Origin of the sequence: Mesorhizobium neociceri, from assembly GCF_013520985.1 — a bacterium.
Lineage (GTDB): Bacteria > Pseudomonadota > Alphaproteobacteria > Rhizobiales > Rhizobiaceae > Mesorhizobium > Mesorhizobium neociceri.
The window spans coordinates 57,049-74,927 of the sequence record NZ_JACDTY010000006.1 but is presented as its reverse complement, the minus strand read 5'-3'; the positions used below and the strand labels follow the sequence as shown (position 1 = coordinate 74,927).

Sequence of the window (17,879 nt, the reverse complement as noted above, 5' to 3'; positions counted from 1 at the left end):
GAGGACGTACATGGCAGGGAGAACGCCTTACGGCAATCCCGTTCCGGTGAGCGATCTCGCGACCCAGATCCTCGATCCGGTGCTGCGCAAGCGGGCGGGCATTTCGATCGGGCTGGTGCAGTCATGGGAAGAGATTGCCGGGCCGCGTCTTGCCCACCATTCACGGCCGGAAAAAATCCAGTGGCCGCGCCGTATGCATGAGGACGACCCGTTCGAGCCGGCGACGCTGGTCATCGCCTGCGAAGGCATGGCGGCGCTTCATTTGCAGCACGAGACGGGCGAAATCATCAACCGCGTCAATTCTTTCCTTGGCTTCAACGCAATCGGCCGCATCAGGATCGTGCAGAAGCCGGTGCTGTCAGAGAAAGCCCGGCCGAAACCGGCTCCCAGGCCGCTGACGGCTGTCGAAAAGGCCAAATTGTCCGATACCGTGGGCAAGATCGAGGATGAGGGCCTGCGCGCCTCGCTCGAGCGGCTCGGCGCCACCATTCTCGGCGAGCGGAAGCGGCCAGGGTAGTCGGCCGGTCATGAACCCGTCACCAATCTCGCGCATTCGTGATGATGCATATAGAGTTAGGCGATTGGAATGGGGACAGCGATGCCTTAATTCCCGCCAACTCTCGCCTTTTCTAGCCTTTGCATTGCAAAATCCAACCATTGTCAGGTGATTCGCATGAACCGTAGCTTGTCCCGCAGAAACCTCCTGTCGTCGCTGGCAGCTATTCCGGCAGTGGCACTGCTCGCCGCATGCAGCGATTCCGGCGAGGACACCAAGGCGGCGGACGTGAAGCCTGCGGCGCCAGCCGTGCCTGCTGCGACGCCTGCCACGCCGGCCGCCGCCAAGGCGCCGGACTCGACGGGCGACGTCAACATGGCGGAATTGCTGAAGCCCGGCGCTCTGCCCGACAAGCAGCTCGGCAAGGACGACGCCAAGGTCACCATCGTCGAATATGCCTCGATGACCTGCCCGCATTGCGCGCATTTCGCCGCGACCACCTTCCCTGAGTTGAAGACCAAATACATCGACACCGGCAAGGCGCGTTACATCCTGCGCGAATTCCCGTTCGATCCGAGCGCCGAGGCCGGTTTCATGCTGGCGCGCTGTTCAAAGGACAATTATTTCCCGATGGTCGACGTGCTGTTCAAGCAGCAGCCCAACTGGGTCGGCGTCAACAATACCAAGGATGCCCTGCTGCAGATCTCCAAGCTCGCCGGTTTTACACAGGAGTCCTTCGAGGCCTGCTTGACGGACCAGAAACTTCTGGACGATGTGAGATCGGTCCAGAAGCGCGGCGCCGATGAATTCAAGGTCGACTCGACGCCGACCTTCTTCATCAACGGAAAGACCTACAAAGGTGCGATGTCGATTGAGGAAATGTCGGCCATCATCGACCCTCTGCTCTGACGTCCAGGCGACGTCGGAGCGACTGCGCTTTGGCGTCTACGCACCTCTGTGTCTTCCAGGCAGGCGCGAATGAAGTTTTCGCGCCTTCGCCTCCTCGGCTTCAAGTCCTTCGTCGAACCGGGCGAGTTCGTCATCGAACGCGGCCTGACCGGTATTGTCGGGCCGAATGGTTGCGGCAAGTCGAACCTCGTCGAGGCGATGCGCTGGGTGATGGGCGAAAGCTCCTACAAAAACATGCGCGCGTCCGGCATGGACGACGTGATCTTTTCCGGTTCGGGAACGCGGCCCGCCCGCAACACCGCCGAAGTCACGCTGTTCCTCGACAATAGCGACCGCACCGCGCCAGCCGCCTTCAACGATGCCGACGAATTGCAGGTGTCGCGCCGCATCGAGCGCGAGGCGGGTTCGCTCTACCGCATCAACGGCAAGGAAGCCCGCGCCAAGGACGTGCAGCTTCTGTTCGCCGACCAGTCGACCGGCGCGCGCTCGCCCTCGATGGTCGGCCAGGGCCGCATCGGCGAACTCATTCAGGCCAAGCCTCAGGCGCGCCGCGCGCTGCTCGAAGAAGCCGCCGGCATTTCCGGCCTGCACACGCGCCGGCACGAAGCCGAGCTTCGGCTGAAGGCGGCTGAGCAGAATCTGGAGCGGCTCGACGACGTCGTCGGCGAACTGGAGAGCCAGATCGAAAGCCTGAAGCGTCAGGCGCGCCAGGCCTCGCGCTTCAAGAACCTGTCGGCCGATATCCGCAAGGCTGAAGCCACGCTGCTGCATCTGCGCTGGACGCTGGCCAAGACCCAGGAAGGCGAGGCGCGCTCGGCGCTGGCGGTTGCGACCGCTCTGGTTGGTGATCGCGCCTCGGCCCAGATGAACGCCGCCAGGGAGCAAGGCATCGGCGCCCACCGGCTGCCGGATCTGCGCGATGCTGAAGCCGCCGCCGCTGCCGCTTTCCAGCGGCTGTCGATCGCCAAGGCGCAGATCGAGGAGGAGGCCGGCCGTATTCGCGCCCGCCAGGCCGAGCTGGAGCGCCGGCTGCAGCAACTCGATGGCGACATCGCCCGCGAAGAGCGCATGGTGCGCGACAATGCCGACATCCTTGAGCGCCTGCGCGAGGAAGAGGCCACGCTCAATTCCGAAAATGCCGGTGCCGCCGAACGCGAAGCGACCACGCGGGCCGCTTTCGAGCAGGCCGGCGCCACGCTCGCCCAGAGTGAAGCCAGGCTCGCCGCGCTGACCGCCGAACGGGCCGAAGCCGCCGCCTCGCGCAACCAGATCGAGCGCACGCTGCGCGAGACCGCCGAACGCCGCGACCGTTTTGCCCGCCAATTGGCCGACGTCGACCGCGAACTGTCGGAGATCATGTCCAAGGTCGCGGGCTTGCCCGATCCCGCCGAGAAGCGTGCCCTGGTTGAGGACGCGCTCGTCCGGCTGGAGGAAACCGAGGCCGGCGCCATTGCTGCCGAACAGGCGGTTGCCGAGGCGCGCGCGGCTGAAAGTGCCGCCCGTCCGCCGCTGCAGGACGCCAGGGCGGAACTCGCTGGGATCGAGACCGAAGCGCGCACGCTGGCCAAGATCCTGAATGCCGCCAGCGGCGATCTTTTCCCATCGGTGCTGGAACAGCTCAGCGTGGAGCGCGGCTATGAGACGGCGCTAGGTGCTGCCCTTGGCGAGGATCTCGACGTGCCGCTCGACCGCAGCGCGCCGGTGCATTGGGGCGAAAGCCAAGTCCAGGCTGGCGATGCGGCTTTGCCGGAAGGCATCAAGAGCCTCGCCAGTGTCGTGCGCGCGCCTTCGCAGCTTGCCCGCAGGCTGGCGCAGATCGGTATTGTCGAAGCCGGCGACGGCCGTAAGTTGCAGGCCCTGCTTGCGCCCGGCCAGCGGCTGGTCAGCCGCGATGGCGCGCTGTGGCGCTGGGATGGACTGACCGCCAGCGCCGATGCACCGACCGCGGCCGCGCAAAGGCTGGCGCAGAAGAACCGGCTGGCCGAGCTCGATGCCGAGGCGGTGCAGGCGACGCAGATCGTGCGCGAGGCGGAAGCCGCCCTTGCCCAGGCGGAACAGGCGCTGCGCCAGGCAAGCGAGGCCGAGCGCAACGCCCGCCAGGCCGGCCGCGATGCCCAGCACGGGCTGGACGCCGCCCGCAACGCGCTGGCCGAAGCCGAAAAGGCCGGCGGCGAGTTGGCGAGCCGCCGCGCCGCTCTGGACGAGGCGCGTGCGCGCATCGTCGACAGCCATGAAGAGACGGCCGCCGCCTTTGCCGAGGCCGAAATGCTGCTGCAAGACGCGCCCGATCTCGGCGACCTGCAATTGCAGCTCGAACAATCCGCCGCCAATGTCGGCAGGGACCGCGCAACCCTTGCCGACGCGCGCGCCGTCCATGAGGGTCTGAGGCGCGAGGCCGAGGCGCGCGCGCGCCGGCTTGATGCCATCGGCGCCGAGCGCAGCAACTGGCTGCAGCGGGCCGAAAATGCTTCGACGCAGATCGCCTCGCTCGGCGAGCGCAGGGCCGAAGCCGAGGCCGAGCGCGAGACGCTGGCCGACGCTCCCGACGAAATCGACGCCAGGCGGCGCGCGCTGCTGTCGCAGTTGACCGAGGCCGAGACCCTACGCAAGGCGGCGGCCGACCGATTGCAGGAAGCCGAGAACAAGCAGGCCGAGCTGGACAAGGCGGCCACCGCGGCGATCCAGTCGCTGGCCGATTCCCGCGAAACCCGCGTCCGCGCCGAGGAGCGGCTGACCGCTGCCGACGAACGCCGGCTGGAGGTCGAGGCGCGCATCCAGGAAACGCTGAACACGCCGCCGCATCTGGTCATCCGCCACACCGGCCTGGAAGCCGACAGCCCGATGCCGGAAATGGCCGAGATCGAACGTCAGCTCGACCGGCTGAAGGTCGAGCGCGAGCGGCTCGGCGCCGTCAACCTGCGTGCCGAGGAAGAGCAGAAGGAACTGTCCGACCGGCTGGAGACCATCGTTTCCGAGCGCGAGGACATCATCGAGGCGATCCGCAAGCTCAGGCAAGCCATCCAGAGCCTGAACCGCGAGGGCCGCGAGCGGCTGCTCGCCGCCTTCGATGTCGTCAACGGCCATTTCCAGCGGCTGTTCTCGCATCTGTTCGGCGGCGGCACGGCGGAGCTGCAGCTGATCGAATCCGACGACCCGCTTGAAGCCGGGCTCGAAATCCTCGCACGTCCGCCCGGCAAGAAGCCGCAGACCATGACGCTGCTGTCCGGCGGCGAGCAGGCGCTGACGGCGATGTCGCTGATCTTTGCCGTGTTCCTGACCAATCCGGCGCCGATCTGCGTGCTCGACGAAGTCGACGCGCCGCTCGACGATCACAATGTCGAGCGCTTCTGCAACCTCATGGACGAAATGGCCGCCACCACCGAGACGCGCTTCGTTATCATCACCCACAACCCGATCACCATGGCGCGCATGAACCGCCTGTTCGGCGTGACCATGGCCGAGCAGGGCGTCAGCCAACTGGTCTCGGTCGACCTGCAGGCCGCCGAGGCGATGCGCGAGGCGAGCTGACGCGTCAGAGCATGATGCCGAAAAGTGTGAAGCCGTTTTCGGACGACATCATGCTCTACTGATTTAGTCGCCAGTGGCCTCAATTTCGGCTTTCGATTATATCAGCAATGGAATGCAGCCAATCGCCCCTGATGGCTGGCTTGGTCATGTGCCTGGAGAACGTTGTTGCCTGTACTCGTCACCGGAGCCGCGGGGTTCATCGGAAGCCATGTCTGCCATCATCTGCTGAACCGCGGCGAGGCGGTCGTCGGCGTCGACAATATGAACGACTATTACGACCTGGCGCTGAAGGAGGGTCGGCTCGCCCGCCTCAAGCCGCACAAGGACTTTTCCTTTCACCAGCTCGACATCGCCGAGCCCGGAGCGCTCGCTGATGCGCTGGCCGGACAAGGCATCGTCAAGGTCGTGCATCTGGCAGCACAAGCGGGCGTGCGCCATTCGCTCGACAATCCCCGGCTCTATGTCCGTTCCAACGTCGTCGGTCATCTCGAAGTGCTCGAATTCTGCCGTGCAACAGCCGGCTTCGAGCATCTGGTCTATGCCTCGTCGAGTTCGGTCTATGGCGGCAACCGCAAGGTGCCGTTTGCCGAGACCGATCAGGTCGACAGACCGGTCTCGCTCTACGCCGCCACCAAGAAGGCCGACGAGTTGATGAGCCACACCTACGCCCATCTCTTCGGCCTGCCGCAGACCGGCCTTCGCTTCTTCACCGTCTACGGTCCCTGGGGCCGGCCCGACATGGCCTACTGGCTGTTCACCCAGGCAATGCTGGAGGGCAGACCGATCCGGGTCTTCAACGATGGCGAGATGTGGCGCGATTTCACCTACATAGACGACGTGGTGCGCGCCATTGTCGCCGTGCTCGACAAGCCGCCGGTCGAGGCGCCGCCATGCCGGCTCTACAATGTCGGCAACAACCGGCCCGAGCGGCTAAACGATTTCATCGCCACGCTGGAGCGTCTGCTCGGCGTCACTGCCATCCGCAACAGCGAACCGATGCAGACCAGCGACGTCGAGCAGACCTATGCCGACATGACGGCGCTCGAACGCGATTTCGGTTTCAGGCCCAGCGTCTCGATCGAGGACGGCCTGAAGAAATTCGTCGACTGGTACCGCTCGGAATGGATGGTGAAGTCGGCAAAGAGCTGATTGCCGGGAATGGCAGGTCGCGGGAACATCAAGTTGCCCGCCGTCCATTCGGTGGGATTTTCGCGGCCGAAGAGAGGGAAATTTAAGCGCAAGCTGCGAGACTGACGCTGCGTTAAGGCGACAGCGCGGGGAGGCTTGCGGTGGACCTGAACTACGACTTCGAAATGCAGTCGATCTTTCCGAAAGCCGCCTGGCTTGTCCCGGAGTGCAAGGAGCTGCTCGACGGGCAGGGGATCGCCCACAACATGAAAGGCAACTACGTCGCCGCTTTTGTCGATCCGGCAACCGCCGTTGCGCTTTGGCAAGAGACCGCCGACTTCAGATCGTCGTTCATAAAGGCGGACTGGAGCACACTGCCTTATGAAGGTGAAGCGGATGCCGGCAAGGCGCATTTCCTGATCCCCAAATCGATGGAAATCCATGCCAAGGCCGCCAGTGGCGCTTATAGCGCGGAAGCCGTCCGCTACGCCGTGTATGACCTGCATCTCTTCACCAGGAAGCTGACCATGGGCGAGATTCTCGATGCAAACGGCAAGCCGACATGCTCGGATCTGACCAGGCAAAGAATGAGCAACGCCCGGCCCGCATCGAAATTCGACGCCAACAAAGCGGTGATGGCCATGGCCTCCGACCCCAGAAATCATCGCGCGCACGAGAAGACGACGGTGCAAGCTTCGCCAGCCAAACCGACTGAAGCGGGCCTCGGCCTGTTTGGACGCGCCGCCCGTGCCTTTGGCCGCAAGACGAACTGACGGCCGCTTGTCGGGTCAACGCGCAACTTCGGTTGCTGAAATATGATGGGACGCATGGCGCCCAGCCCAAACTTATCAACCCAAAAAAGTGTCGCGAACGATTTCGTGTTTGTCGCCGACCGGCAGACGCCACGTTCATCGGAAGCCAAGGAAGCTCAGTATCGCAATCACGATGACGACTGCTCCGACGAGCCAAATTATGTTGTTCATAATATCTCTCCCGAAATCTGTTGCTGGGAGTGAACTCGTTAGAGCCTGCTAACGTTCCCGCATTTTTCTGCGTCGAAACAAATGGCCGCCATCACCTACGCCGGCGGACTAAGGTCCGAACGGGGTATGACTGAAGTCTTGGTGCCAGAGCCATAGGTCTGATGGCGGCAACCTATGCCCTCCCAATACATTAGGACCGGGCTGCCGAGTGTGAGTCCCTTCATCGGCGGCCAATCGGGTGCCCGCCATTCCTCAGAGACTAGCGGGCACCCGATTTCCGTTCACCCCAAACGGCGTGCGTTTCAATAGCGAGGCTAACAGTGACCTTTGTCCAGAGATCAGTGCGTGAAGGCGCAACCCGGCCAGCAAACGACAATGACAGTCATACCCATACCCCGGAAGTTTCTTCGGTCCTCGACCTCATACCGTCGGCTGACGACGACAAGGTCGCTGACCTCGTCAGGCGAACAGAGCGCCTGGGAATCATAGTGGTTATCGCAATGGCGATTTTTCTGGTCTTGGCACCGGTGGTCTACTTTGCACTTTCTTACGGAATCTGAGACGGCCTGATTGGTCGTCTTCCCGGAAATCCTGAAGGCGTATGCCATGCCGTGTTGCGCGGGAGCATTCGCCACTGATCGCGCCGCGTGAACCGACGACGCCACCCGGAACCAAAGAGATGGGGCGCGGTTATCCCCGCGAAGGGATATTAGCAGATGGAGATATCGCAATGAAAACAATGATCGTGAGCGCTTTGGCGCTGTTCATCGCGATGCCGGCGATAGCTTCGGCAGCCGAAGCCGACGTAATCATCACAACCCACCATCGACATCATCACAAGAACGTCAAGATCATCAATGACCAGGGTCAACGACTTCATCACCGTAGACACGGCACGGTTGCCTTTTACGACCACGGCCGCAGACATCATCGTCCGGATACCGTTATCGTGACCGGCTCGATCGAGAGTCGCCATCATTGGTATCATCGGTACCATCGGCATCATCGCGTTATCATCCAGGACGACAACGACTACTGATCCTCTTCGCACGGCCCGGCTCTGTGGATGGAGTCGGGTCGCGTGGGGTTCAAGATAGCCCCTGACGGCAGCCATTCATGGCATCTGTAAATCATTGATTTAAAAAGGTATGTGAATTGGCTGGGGCGCCAGGATTCGAACCTGGGAATGTCGGTACCAAAAACCGATGCCTTACCACTTGGCGACGCCCCAGCAGGCGAGCTTTGCCCGCTGCGCGCGGCCTTATAGGACGAGCGGCACGAAAGCTCAATGCCGAGTTGCTCACTGTGCAAAACTGATCCACCGCTTGGCACGGTGACCGCTATTCGCCCCAGACCGCCAGCTCATTGCCGGCCGGATCGGTGAAGTGGAACCGCCTGCCGCCCGGGAACGAGAAGATCGGCTTGACGATCGTGCCGCCGGCATTTTCGACAGCGTCCAGGGTTGCTTCCAGATCCTGCGAATAAAGCACCGGCAATGGTTTGGCAGGCGCCTCCGAGCCATCGGCCTGGAAGCCGCCGTCGAGCCCTTCGCCAAATGCCGAATAGGTCGGCCCGTAATCGGTGAACGACCATGAGAAGGCCGCGCTGTAGAAAGCCTTGACGCTGTCCAGCGTCCCGCCGGTCGCCGGCAATTCCAGATAGTCGAGTTTTCCGTTGAGTTTCATCATGCTACTCCCAACTTGTTCCCTTTATGTTCTATATCGGAGACGCCTGCTCGGCAAGTCTTTTTGACGCAGCTTTTGCTTAATCGATTGTAGTGGCCGGCCTTGGCTGACCATGCCTTGCCTTTCGCACTGCAGCATAATAACGCTCGGGTCGGAATGCGGGGGAACCGGGCCTTGGCCCCGGTGTGTTGTCTATCTTCCAAGGACTTGGAGGGCGAGCATGACCAAATGGGTCTACACCTTCGGCGATGGCGCCGCGGAGGGACGTGCGGGCGACCGCAATCTTCTCGGTGGCAAGGGCGCCAATCTGGCCGAGATGTGCAGCCTTGGCCTGCCGGTGCCACCGGGCTTCACCCTCACCACCGACGTCTGCAACGCCTATTACGCCAATGGCAACAGCTATCCGTCCCAGCTGAAAGCCGATGTGGTGAAAGCGCTGGACCATATTGGCGCGCTGACCGGGCGCCGTTTCGGCGATCCGTTGAAACTGCTGCTGGTCTCGGTCCGCTCCGGGGCGCGGGCCTCGATGCCGGGCATGATGGACACCGTGCTCAATCTCGGCCTCAACGACGAGACGGTCGAAGCGCTGGCCACCGATTCCGGCGATGCCCGCTTTGCCTATGACAGCTACCGCCGCTTCATCCAGATGTATTCCGATGTCGTCATGGGCCTCGACCACGAAGTGTTCGAGGAGATCCTCGAGGACCAGAAGGCGAGCCTCGGCTATGAACTCGACACCGAGCTGACATCTGAGGAATGGCAGGGGGTCATTGCGCTCTACAAGGCCAAGGTCGAGGAGGAACTCGACAAGCCGTTTCCGCAGGACCCGCACGAGCAGCTCTGGGGCGCGATCGGCGCGGTGTTTTCGAGCTGGATGAACAACCGCGCCATCACCTACCGGCGCCTGCACGACATCCCCGAAAGCTGGGGCACGGCGGTCAATGTCCAGGCCATGGTGTTCGGCAATATGGGCGAGACGTCGGCCACCGGCGTTGCCTTCACCCGCAATCCCTCGACCGGCGAAAAGATGCTCTATGGCGAGTTCCTGGTGAACGCGCAGGGCGAGGATGTCGTTGCCGGTATCCGCACGCCGCAGAACATCACCGAGGCGGCGCGCATCGCCGCCGGCTCCGACAAGCCGTCGCTGCAGAAGCTGATGCCGGACGCGTTCCGCTCCTTTGTCGACATCTCCGACCGCCTGGAGCAGCATTACCGCGACATGCAGGATCTCGAATTCACCATCGAGCGCGGCAAATTGTGGATGCTGCAGACGCGCTCCGGCAAGCGCACCGCCAAGGCGGCACTGAAGATCGCCGTCGAAATGGCGCGCGACAAGCTGATCACCACGGAAGAGGCGGTCGCCCGCATCGATCCGGCCTCGCTCGACCAGCTGTTGCACCCGACCATCGATCCGAAGGCGCCGCGCGACGTCATCGGCGTCGGCCTGCCGGCATCCCCCGGTGCCGCCACCGGCGAGATCGTCTTCTCGTCAGCCGATGCAGAAGAACTAAAGACACAAGGACGCAAGGCGATCCTGGTGCGCATCGAAACCAGCCCCGAAGACATTCACGGCATGCATGCTTCGGAAGGCATCCTGACGACGCGCGGCGGCATGACCAGCCACGCCGCCGTAGTGGCGCGCGGCATGGGCAAGCCTTGCGTGTCGGGCGCAGGCTCGCTGCGCGTCGACTACAAGGCCGGCACCCTGATGTCGATGGGCCAGACTTTCCGCAAGGGCGACATCATTACCATCGATGGCAGCAACGGCCAGGTGCTGAAGGGCGCCGTGTCGATGCTGCAGCCGGAACTGTCCGGCGACTTCGCAGCCATCATGGAATGGGCCGACGGCGCGCGCCGCATGAAGGTGCGCACCAATGCCGAGACGCCGCTCGATGCGCGCATGGCGCGCTCCTTCGGCGCCGAAGGCATTGGGCTCTGCCGCACCGAGCACATGTTCTTCGACGGCGAGCGCATCGTCGCCATGCGCGAGATGATCCTGGCCGACACCGAGAAGGACCGCCGCACCGCGCTCGCCAAGCTTTTGCCGATGCAGCGCTCGGATTTCCTCGAACTGTTCGAGATCATGGCCGGCCTGCCGGTGACGATCCGGCTGCTCGACCCGCCGCTGCACGAATTCCTGCCAAAGACTGAAGCCGAGGTGGCGGAAGTCGCCGCTGCCATGAATGTCTCGCCGGACAAGCTCAGGCAGCGCACCGAGGCTTTGCACGAGTTCAACCCGATGCTCGGCCATCGCGGCTGCCGTCTCGCCGTCTCCTATCCCGAGATCGCCGAGATGCAGGCGCGCGCCATTTTCGAAGCCGCCGTCGAGGCCGGCAAGAAGGCCGGCGCGCTGGTGGTTCCCGAAATCATGGTGCCGCTGGTCGGCCTGGTGAAGGAACTCGACTACGTCAAGGCGCGCATCGATGCCGTGGCCAAAAGCGTGATGGAAGAGACCGGCGTCAAGATCGAGTACCTCACCGGCACGATGATCGAATTGCCGCGCGCGGCGATCCGGGCGCACGTCATCGCCGAGTCGGCCGAATTCTTCTCCTTCGGCACCAACGACCTCACCCAGACCACCTTCGGCATCTCGCGCGACGATGCGGGCTCCTTCCTCGAGACCTACCGCCAGAAGGGCATCATCGAGCAGGATCCGTTCGTCTCGCTCGACATCGAAGGCGTCGGCGAACTGGTGCGCATGGCTGCCGAAAAGGGCAGGGCGACGCGGCCCGATATCAAGCTCGGCATTTGCGGCGAGCATGGCGGCGATCCAGCCTCGATCCGGTTCTGCGAAGAGGTCGGCCTCGACTATGTCTCGTGCTCGCCCTATCGCGTGCCGATCGCAAGATTGGCTGCCGCGCAGGCCGCGGTGCAGATTGCCAAGGCAGCTGTGCCGCGCCCCAAAAAGAGCGCCGCGGCATCCTGATTTCGACATAGTTCTTTCCGCGCCGCACAGACGGCCACCTCGAGGGTAGCCGTTTGGCGCTAAGCTTACGAATTTGTATGGAAATTCACGCTGATTTGCCCGCTTTAACACGCAATCCGGACATCGTTTCTACCCACCTTTGCGGTCCCCCAACCCGCCCGGTGCCGAGAAACACATGTTGCAGATTTCGCCCAGACCCTTCCGCTCGATCCTGATCCTCCAGACCAAGTTCATCGGCGATATTGTTCTCTCCTCCACGCTCGCCAGGAACCTGCAGCTCGAATATCCCGGCGTCAGGATCGTTTTTCTCTGCGAGGCCCGCCTCGCCAGTTTCGTCACCGCCCATGGCATCGCCTCAGAGGTCGTGAGCTTCCGCCGCGCGGCCATGCGCGGCACCCCGCTCGAGCGTGGGCGCGAACTCTATTCGATGATCAGCAAGCTTCGCCAGTTTCGGTTCGACCTGACCATCGACCTCACCGATTCAAAGACATCGCGCATCATCGTCAGGTTCCTCAACGCCAGGACCCGTGTCGGCTACAATCCCTCGGAAAGGCCGCTGCGCTGGCATGAACGTCAGCCGGCCAATCTGTTTGCCAGGCCGTTCGGCTTTGGCGAGCAGCACTATCTCTACCGCTATCTGTCGCCGCTTGAGCCGCTTGGCGTCCCTCTGCGCGTGCGCGTGCCGTCGATCCGGCCCCAGCCGCTGGAGACGGCGAGGGCCCAGGCATTGCTGGACAAACACCGTTTGCGGCCAAACGGCTTCATCGCCGTGCATGCCGGCGCCAGCTTCCACGGCCGGCGCTGGCAGCCGGAACGCTTTGCCGCCGTGATCGACACGATTGCGCGCGAGACCGGACTGGATTTTGTGCTGGTCGGCGGACCGGACGAACGCAAGCCGGCCGAGCAGATCCTCGCCAGCGTTGCGTCGCCGATCGTCAACCTCGTCGGCGCGCTGTCGCTGGAAACGCTGCTGGCGGTGCTGCAGCAGGCGCGCATGTTTGTCGGCAATGAGAGCGGCCCCATGCATATGGCAGCAGCCGCGGGAACGCCGGTTGTCGGCCTGTATGGCCTGACCAGCCCGGTCGTCTGGGGGCCGGTCGGCGTGCCCAGCCTCGCCTTGCAGCCGTCCATGCCGTGCAATTGCGTGGCGGGCAGCCTGTGCAATCCGCTCGATCCCAGCAAGGCCTGCTGTGTTTGGCGTCTTGAGGTCGAACCGGTCGTCGCAGCGGTGCGCGAAGTCCTGTCGCGGACGCATGTGGAGCTGGAACACGCTGTCTGATGGTGCGTGGCGGTCACATTGTCGGGATATCAGCTTTTCTCATGGCTGATATCCCGATTTCCGCCTTGTTGCGGGTCCTGGGATGCGGCTATGACAGCGCCGATTCTCAGACAAGACAGGCATCCCTTGCAAAAGCTGCTTTGCGCCTTGGCGCTATCTATCTTGGCCGCGTCCTCGGTCCATGCCGCACCGCTTGTCGAGCCGACGCTGCATCTGAAGGCTGAGGACCGTGGCAGTGCCGGCCGCGTCGCGCTCACGCTCGACGCCTGCGGCGGGCAGACCGATACGAGGATACTTTCGGCCCTGGTGGAAAACCGGATTCCGGCGACGATCTTCGTCACCGGCATCTGGCTGAAGCGCAACGCCGCCGCCGTCGAGATCATGCGCGCGCATCCCGATCTGTTCGAACTGGAAAACCATGGCGGCCATCACATCCCGGCCGTCGACACGCCGCGCAAGATCTACGGCATCCGTAGCGCCGGCAGCCCTGAAGCGGTGCAGGCCGAGGTCGAGTCGGGCGCGGCCGCTCTCGCCCGGACCGGCGAGCCGGCGCCGAAATGGTTCCGCGGCGCGACCGCCGAATACAGCCCGTCGGCCATAGCCATGATCCGCAAGCTCGGCTTCAAGATCGCCGGCTTTTCGATCAACGGCGATGGCGGCTCGTTGCTTGGCGCCAAGGAAACAGCCCGGCGCATCGCCGCCGCCAAGGATGGCGACGTCATCATCGCCCACATCAACCAGCCGACTCACGCCGCCGGCGAGGGCGTTGTGGAAGGTCTGCTCGCGCTGAAAGCCAAGGGTCTCACCTTCGTGAGGCTGGATGATGCGGATGGGATCGGCAACGATGGGACGACCGAATAGGTTGCCGCGGCAGGCGGTTTTCATCGTCACGTGAGAGAGCCATCGCCGACATTGGAGATTAGCCGAGGCCTCCAAACTTCGTCATCCACGGGCGAAGCAGGAGCGAAGCTCCGTCGCGAAGACCCGAGGATCCATGCCGTGACATCGACCCAGAGCGTCACGGAGCAGGACCTGCACCGTGGCAACGCTCTGACGTGACGGCATGGATCCTCGGGTCTGCGCCGCGTCGCTACGCTCCTTGCTTCGCCCGTGGATGACGAAGCAATGGGCGCTTGAGCCGTCTACTCAAGCCGGCGTGGCTTCGATTGTGACCCTATTCGCGTAAAACGCGCCGTGATCGCGAATCTCGGCCATTTCGTCGAAGGGCTGCTGGTAGGCCCACATCGCGTCCTTGCCGGTCTCGCCGGCCGGCAGCACGCTCCAGTAGCTGGCGTCGCCCTTGTAGGGGCAGTGGGTCGACAGAGCGGTTTTGCCGAGCTGGGTGAAATCGATGTCTTCGAAGGGGATGTAGAATGCCTGGGGGTAGGGCGGTTCGGACAGAAGCTTCGCCCGCGTCGACGTTGCGATAACCGTATCGCCGGCGCGCACGACGACGGCACCGCGATAGGGCTCGACGGTGATGACCTTGCCGGGATTGCTCTGGAAGCCGGGGGCGGGGTTGGCGATCTGGTCCATGCGGGGGTTCTCCTTGTCCGATTGGGAGCGCGGGGGATTGCTTCCCATGTCTTTAAAGTGTGTTCGGAGAACCCGTTGCGCAAGGCCGTCGCAACGGGCGAGGCGTGCCTGGTCGGTCTTGAAACGATCACATATGCGAGAACTTCAGGCTGCGGTTTTGAAGACGTCCATGAGGCCGGCATAGGCTGCGGCAATACCGGCCACCGGATTAGTGCTTCTTGACGTGGTCTCGACCTTCAGCGCGCCGCCGCCGGTCGGCAAAGTGAGCAGCAGGAACTGCCGATTGCCGCCGTCACCGATGGATGCGGCCGCGACATGCTGGCCCTCACCTTCGTTCTGGACGCACATTTTAAACAGCAGCGTGCCGCCGACCGCCTCAAGGGCGCCGCCGACCACCTCGACAAATTCGTCTTCGGAAACCTTTTTGGCCTCCGGCACCAGATCGGCCAGGCTTGCGGCCAGCGTATCTTCAAGCTCTTTGTCGTCGAGTTGAATATCGTCCAACTGCACGTCTTCGGCCTGGCTGTCGTCCAACTGCCCGTTCTCTGGCTGCTTGTCGTCGAGCTGCGCGTCCATGCGAACCTCTTTCAGTCGCCTATCGCACCCTTTGCCCCATTAACGAACGTTAACACCGACGATGGCCGGATTGTGGCGGTTTTCCAGGGGTTTCGATCACTGCTTGCTTCAGCCGTTAACGGTTGGAGACATGATGGCTGGACAATCTGTCCGTTCGTCTCACAATGGAATAAAAAACGCGAGAACGAGGAACCAAGGGAGGAACCAGATGCTCGGACTGATGCAGGAATGGCCGCTGCTCTGCCACAAGCTGATCGACAATGCCGAGCGGCAGCACGGAACACGAGAGATCGTGTCGCGCTCGATCGAAGGGCCGATCGTGCGCACAACCTATGCCGAAATCCATCGCCGTGCGCTGAAGGTTGCCCAAAGGCTCGAACGCGACGGCTTTGTGCTCGGCGACCGCATCGCGACCCTGGCTTGGAACACGGCGCGCCACATCGAGGCCTGGTACGGCATCATGGGCATCGGCGCCATCTATCACACGCTCAACCCGCGGCTGTTTCCCGAGCAGATCGTCTGGATCATGAACAATGCCGAGGACAGAGCGATCTTCGTCGACCTGACCTTCATGCCATTGCTGGAAAAGATCGCCGGCGCGGTCAAATCGCTGAAAAAGGTGATCGTGCTGACCGACAGGGCGCATCTGCCTGAGACGACGCTGCCGAATGTGGTCGCCTATGAGGACTGGCTGAACGAGGCCGATGGCGACTTCGCCTGGAAGGTTTTCGGTGAAAACACCGCCGCCGGCATGTGTTACACCTCCGGCACGACAGGCGATCCCAAGGGCGTGCTCTACAGCCACCGTTCGAACGTGCTGCACGCCATGATCGCCGCCATGCCCGACGCCATGGGCATCTCCGCGCGAGACACGATTCTTCCCGTCGTGCCGATGTTTCATGCCAATGCCTGGGGCCTTGGCCAGAGCGCGCCGATGATCGGCGCCAAGCTGGTCATGCCTGGCTGCAAGATGGACGGCGCCTCGATCTATGAACTGCTCGACACCGAGAAAGTGACCTTCAGCGCCGCCGTGCCGACCGTGTGGATGATGCTGCTGCAGCATCTGGAAGAGACCGGCAAGAAACTTCCCCATCTGAGCAAAGTCGTTATCGGCGGCTCGTCCTGCCCGCGCGCCATCACCAAGAAATTCCAGGACAATTACGGTGTCGAGGTCATCCATGCCTGGGGCATGACCGAGATGTCACCGCTCGGCACGCTGTGCACGATGAAGCCGCAATATCGGGAGCTCGAGGGCGAGTCCCGGCTCGATATTCAGGGCAAGCAGGGCTACCCGCCCTTCGGCGTCGAGATGAAGGTGACGGATGACGACGACAAGGAACTGCCCTGGGACGGCAAGACCTTCGGCCGGCTGAAGGTGCGCGGTCCGGCCATCGCCAGAGCCTATTATGGCGGCGTCGGCTCCGAGCAGTTCGACAAGGACGGCTGGTTCGACACCGGCGACGTCGCCCATATCGATCCGGGTGGCTATATGCAGATCACCGATCGCGCCAAGGATGTGATCAAGTCGGGCGGCGAGTGGATCTCGACCATCGACCTGGAGAACCTCGCCGTCGGTCATCCCGATGTCGCCGAGGCAGCCGCTATCGGCGTCCATCATTCGAAATGGGGTGAACGGCCCTTGCTGGTCGTGGTCGCCAAGCCGGGCAGGGAGCCGAGCAAGGCCGACATCCTGGCCTTCATGGACGGCAAGGTGGCGAAGTGGTGGATGCCCGACGACGTCGCTTTTGTCAGCGAAATCCCGCACACCGCCACCGGCAAGATCCAGAAGATCACCTTGCGCAAGCAGTTCAGCGATTACCGCCTGCCGACGGATTGACCGGGATCGTGCGATTCCTTGACCTCAAAAACGTTAGAGCAGGGGATGTTCAATTTGAGCATCCTTTGCTCTAGAGCAATTCCAGGAAAAGTGCGCAGCGGTTTTCCGTCCGGAATTGCGCGCAAAAAGAAGAGCTGGAACGGTTCAACGGTTCCATCAACCGTTGAACCGTTCTAAGCCTCTGTGCGGGTTGGGGCGGTGCTAAAGACAATGGACGTTGACGAGCGGCAGACATCGAAGGCGGCCGGCTGGTCGCGGCGCACGGGCGCTTTTGCTCTCGTCCTGCTGCTGACCGTGCTGGCCGGCCATCATTTCGAACTGGTCGAAACGCCGGCCTTCCTGTGGGTGCTGGCGATTGTCGCTCTGCTTGCGGCTTTCGCTTTGCTGTTTGCCGGCCTCGCTCTGTCCAGGTTGTGGCATTTCGGCGACCGCGGCGGCCGCGACCTCTCGGTCGGCGCCTTGCTGGCGCTGCTGGTGCTGACGCCCTATGGCATCGCCGCCTATTGGGCGGCGACCACGCCGCCGCTCAAGGACATCTCGACGGATCTCGACAATCCGCCGGTGCTCGATGCCAGCGACCGCACCAAGGATATGAACGTGCTCGCGCCGCCAACCCCGGGCGAAGCGCGCCTGCAGGCCGACGCCTATCCGCTCGTCACCGGGCGCAGCTACAATCTGCCGTTCGAAACCGTCGTCGACGCTGTCGAAACCGTGCTCGACCGCCGCGACTGGCCGCTTACCGCGCCATACCCGGTGACCGACGGTCAAGACGAGGTGACGATATCAGCGGTGGCCCGGAGCTTCATCGTCGGTCTGCCCGCCGACGTCGCGATCCGCATCAGCAATGATGGCGACACAATCGTCGTCGACATGCGCTCGGCCTCGCGTTACGGCCGCTACGACCTCGGCGACAATGCCGCGCGCATCGTCGGCTTCCTCGCTGAGCTCGACCAGGAGGTTGCGGGCCAGGTGGGCGCGGCGCCGGCTGAGTAGTCT

Annotated in this window: 14 protein-coding genes and 1 tRNA gene; 11 read left to right on the top strand and 4 right to left on the bottom strand. The window is 63.0% G+C overall.

Annotation, left to right across the window (positions count from 1 at the left end; genetic code table 11):
• Positions 1-10: 10 nt before the first annotated feature.
• From H0241_RS14205 to H0241_RS14180, 6 genes are all read left to right on the top strand, one after another.
• Positions 11-517 (top strand): DUF721 domain-containing protein, encoded by a 507-nt coding sequence (locus tag H0241_RS14205; protein WP_181058294.1) that lies wholly within the window; start codon positions 11-13, stop codon positions 515-517.
• Between the two features lie 156 nt (positions 518-673).
• Positions 674-1,405, top strand: a complete 732-nt coding sequence (locus H0241_RS14200) for a DsbA family protein (protein ID WP_181058293.1) — start codon at positions 674-676, stop codon at positions 1,403-1,405.
• Positions 1,406-1,474: 69 nt separating this feature from the next.
• Positions 1,475-4,933 (top strand): chromosome segregation protein SMC, encoded by a 3,459-nt coding sequence (gene smc, locus H0241_RS14195; protein WP_181058292.1) that lies wholly within the window; start codon positions 1,475-1,477, stop codon positions 4,931-4,933.
• Between the two features lie 165 nt (positions 4,934-5,098).
• Positions 5,099-6,082 (top strand): NAD-dependent epimerase/dehydratase family protein, encoded by a 984-nt coding sequence (locus tag H0241_RS14190; RefSeq protein ID WP_181058291.1) that lies wholly within the window; start codon positions 5,099-5,101, stop codon positions 6,080-6,082.
• A 140-nt stretch (positions 6,083-6,222) separates the two neighbouring features.
• A complete protein-coding gene (locus tag H0241_RS14185; protein ID WP_181058290.1) occupies positions 6,223-6,834 on the top strand; it encodes a hypothetical protein in 612 nt (203 codons plus the stop codon).
• A 940-nt stretch (positions 6,835-7,774) separates the two neighbouring features.
• Positions 7,775-8,083 carry a hypothetical protein gene (locus H0241_RS14180; RefSeq protein WP_181058289.1) on the top strand — a complete coding sequence of 103 codons (309 nt, stop codon included), beginning with the start codon at positions 7,775-7,777 and terminating at the stop codon, positions 8,081-8,083.
• A 117-nt stretch (positions 8,084-8,200) separates the two neighbouring features.
• Here the strand turns inward: H0241_RS14180 and H0241_RS14175 are convergent.
• Both H0241_RS14175 and H0241_RS14170 read right to left on the bottom strand, forming a co-directional pair.
• Positions 8,201-8,275, bottom strand: a tRNA-Gln gene (locus H0241_RS14175).
• Between the two features lie 109 nt (positions 8,276-8,384).
• A complete protein-coding gene (locus tag H0241_RS14170; RefSeq protein WP_181058288.1) occupies positions 8,385-8,729 on the bottom strand; it encodes a VOC family protein in 345 nt (114 codons plus the stop codon).
• A 220-nt stretch (positions 8,730-8,949) separates the two neighbouring features.
• On the opposite strand from H0241_RS14170, the gene ppdK reads away from it, so the two are divergent.
• The 3 genes from ppdK to H0241_RS14155 all read left to right on the top strand — a co-directional run bounded on the left by ppdK (position 8,950) and on the right by H0241_RS14155 (position 13,795).
• Positions 8,950-11,655 carry a pyruvate, phosphate dikinase gene (ppdK, locus tag H0241_RS14165; RefSeq protein WP_181058287.1) on the top strand — a complete coding sequence of 902 codons (2,706 nt, stop codon included), beginning with the start codon at positions 8,950-8,952 and terminating at the stop codon, positions 11,653-11,655.
• 175 nt (positions 11,656-11,830) lie between these two features.
• Complete coding sequence (locus H0241_RS14160) at positions 11,831-12,934, top strand: glycosyltransferase family 9 protein (RefSeq protein ID WP_181058286.1); 1,104 nt, start codon at positions 11,831-11,833, stop codon at positions 12,932-12,934.
• A gap of 90 nt (positions 12,935-13,024) precedes the next feature.
• Positions 13,025-13,795 (top strand): polysaccharide deacetylase family protein, encoded by a 771-nt coding sequence (locus H0241_RS14155; protein WP_181058285.1) that lies wholly within the window; start codon positions 13,025-13,027, stop codon positions 13,793-13,795.
• A gap of 285 nt (positions 13,796-14,080) precedes the next feature.
• Here H0241_RS14155 and H0241_RS14150 read toward each other — a convergent pair whose 3' ends face one another.
• Both H0241_RS14150 and H0241_RS14145 read right to left on the bottom strand, forming a co-directional pair.
• Entirely contained in the window at positions 14,081-14,470 is a 390-nt protein-coding gene (locus H0241_RS14150; RefSeq protein WP_181058284.1) for a DUF427 domain-containing protein, read from the bottom strand.
• 144 nt (positions 14,471-14,614) lie between these two features.
• Positions 14,615-15,046 carry a hypothetical protein gene (locus H0241_RS14145; protein ID WP_235984281.1) on the bottom strand — a complete coding sequence of 144 codons (432 nt, stop codon included), beginning with the start codon at positions 15,044-15,046 and terminating at the stop codon, positions 14,615-14,617.
• A 208-nt stretch (positions 15,047-15,254) separates the two neighbouring features.
• On the opposite strand from H0241_RS14145, the gene H0241_RS14140 reads away from it, so the two are divergent.
• Together H0241_RS14140 and H0241_RS14135 are read left to right on the top strand one after the other, a co-directional pair.
• Positions 15,255-16,883 (top strand): fatty-acid--CoA ligase, encoded by a 1,629-nt coding sequence (locus H0241_RS14140; protein WP_181058283.1) that lies wholly within the window; start codon positions 15,255-15,257, stop codon positions 16,881-16,883.
• Positions 16,884-17,093: 210 nt separating this feature from the next.
• Complete coding sequence (locus tag H0241_RS14135) at positions 17,094-17,876, top strand: DUF1499 domain-containing protein (RefSeq protein WP_181058282.1); 783 nt, start codon at positions 17,094-17,096, stop codon at positions 17,874-17,876.
• Positions 17,877-17,879 lie beyond the last annotated feature (3 nt).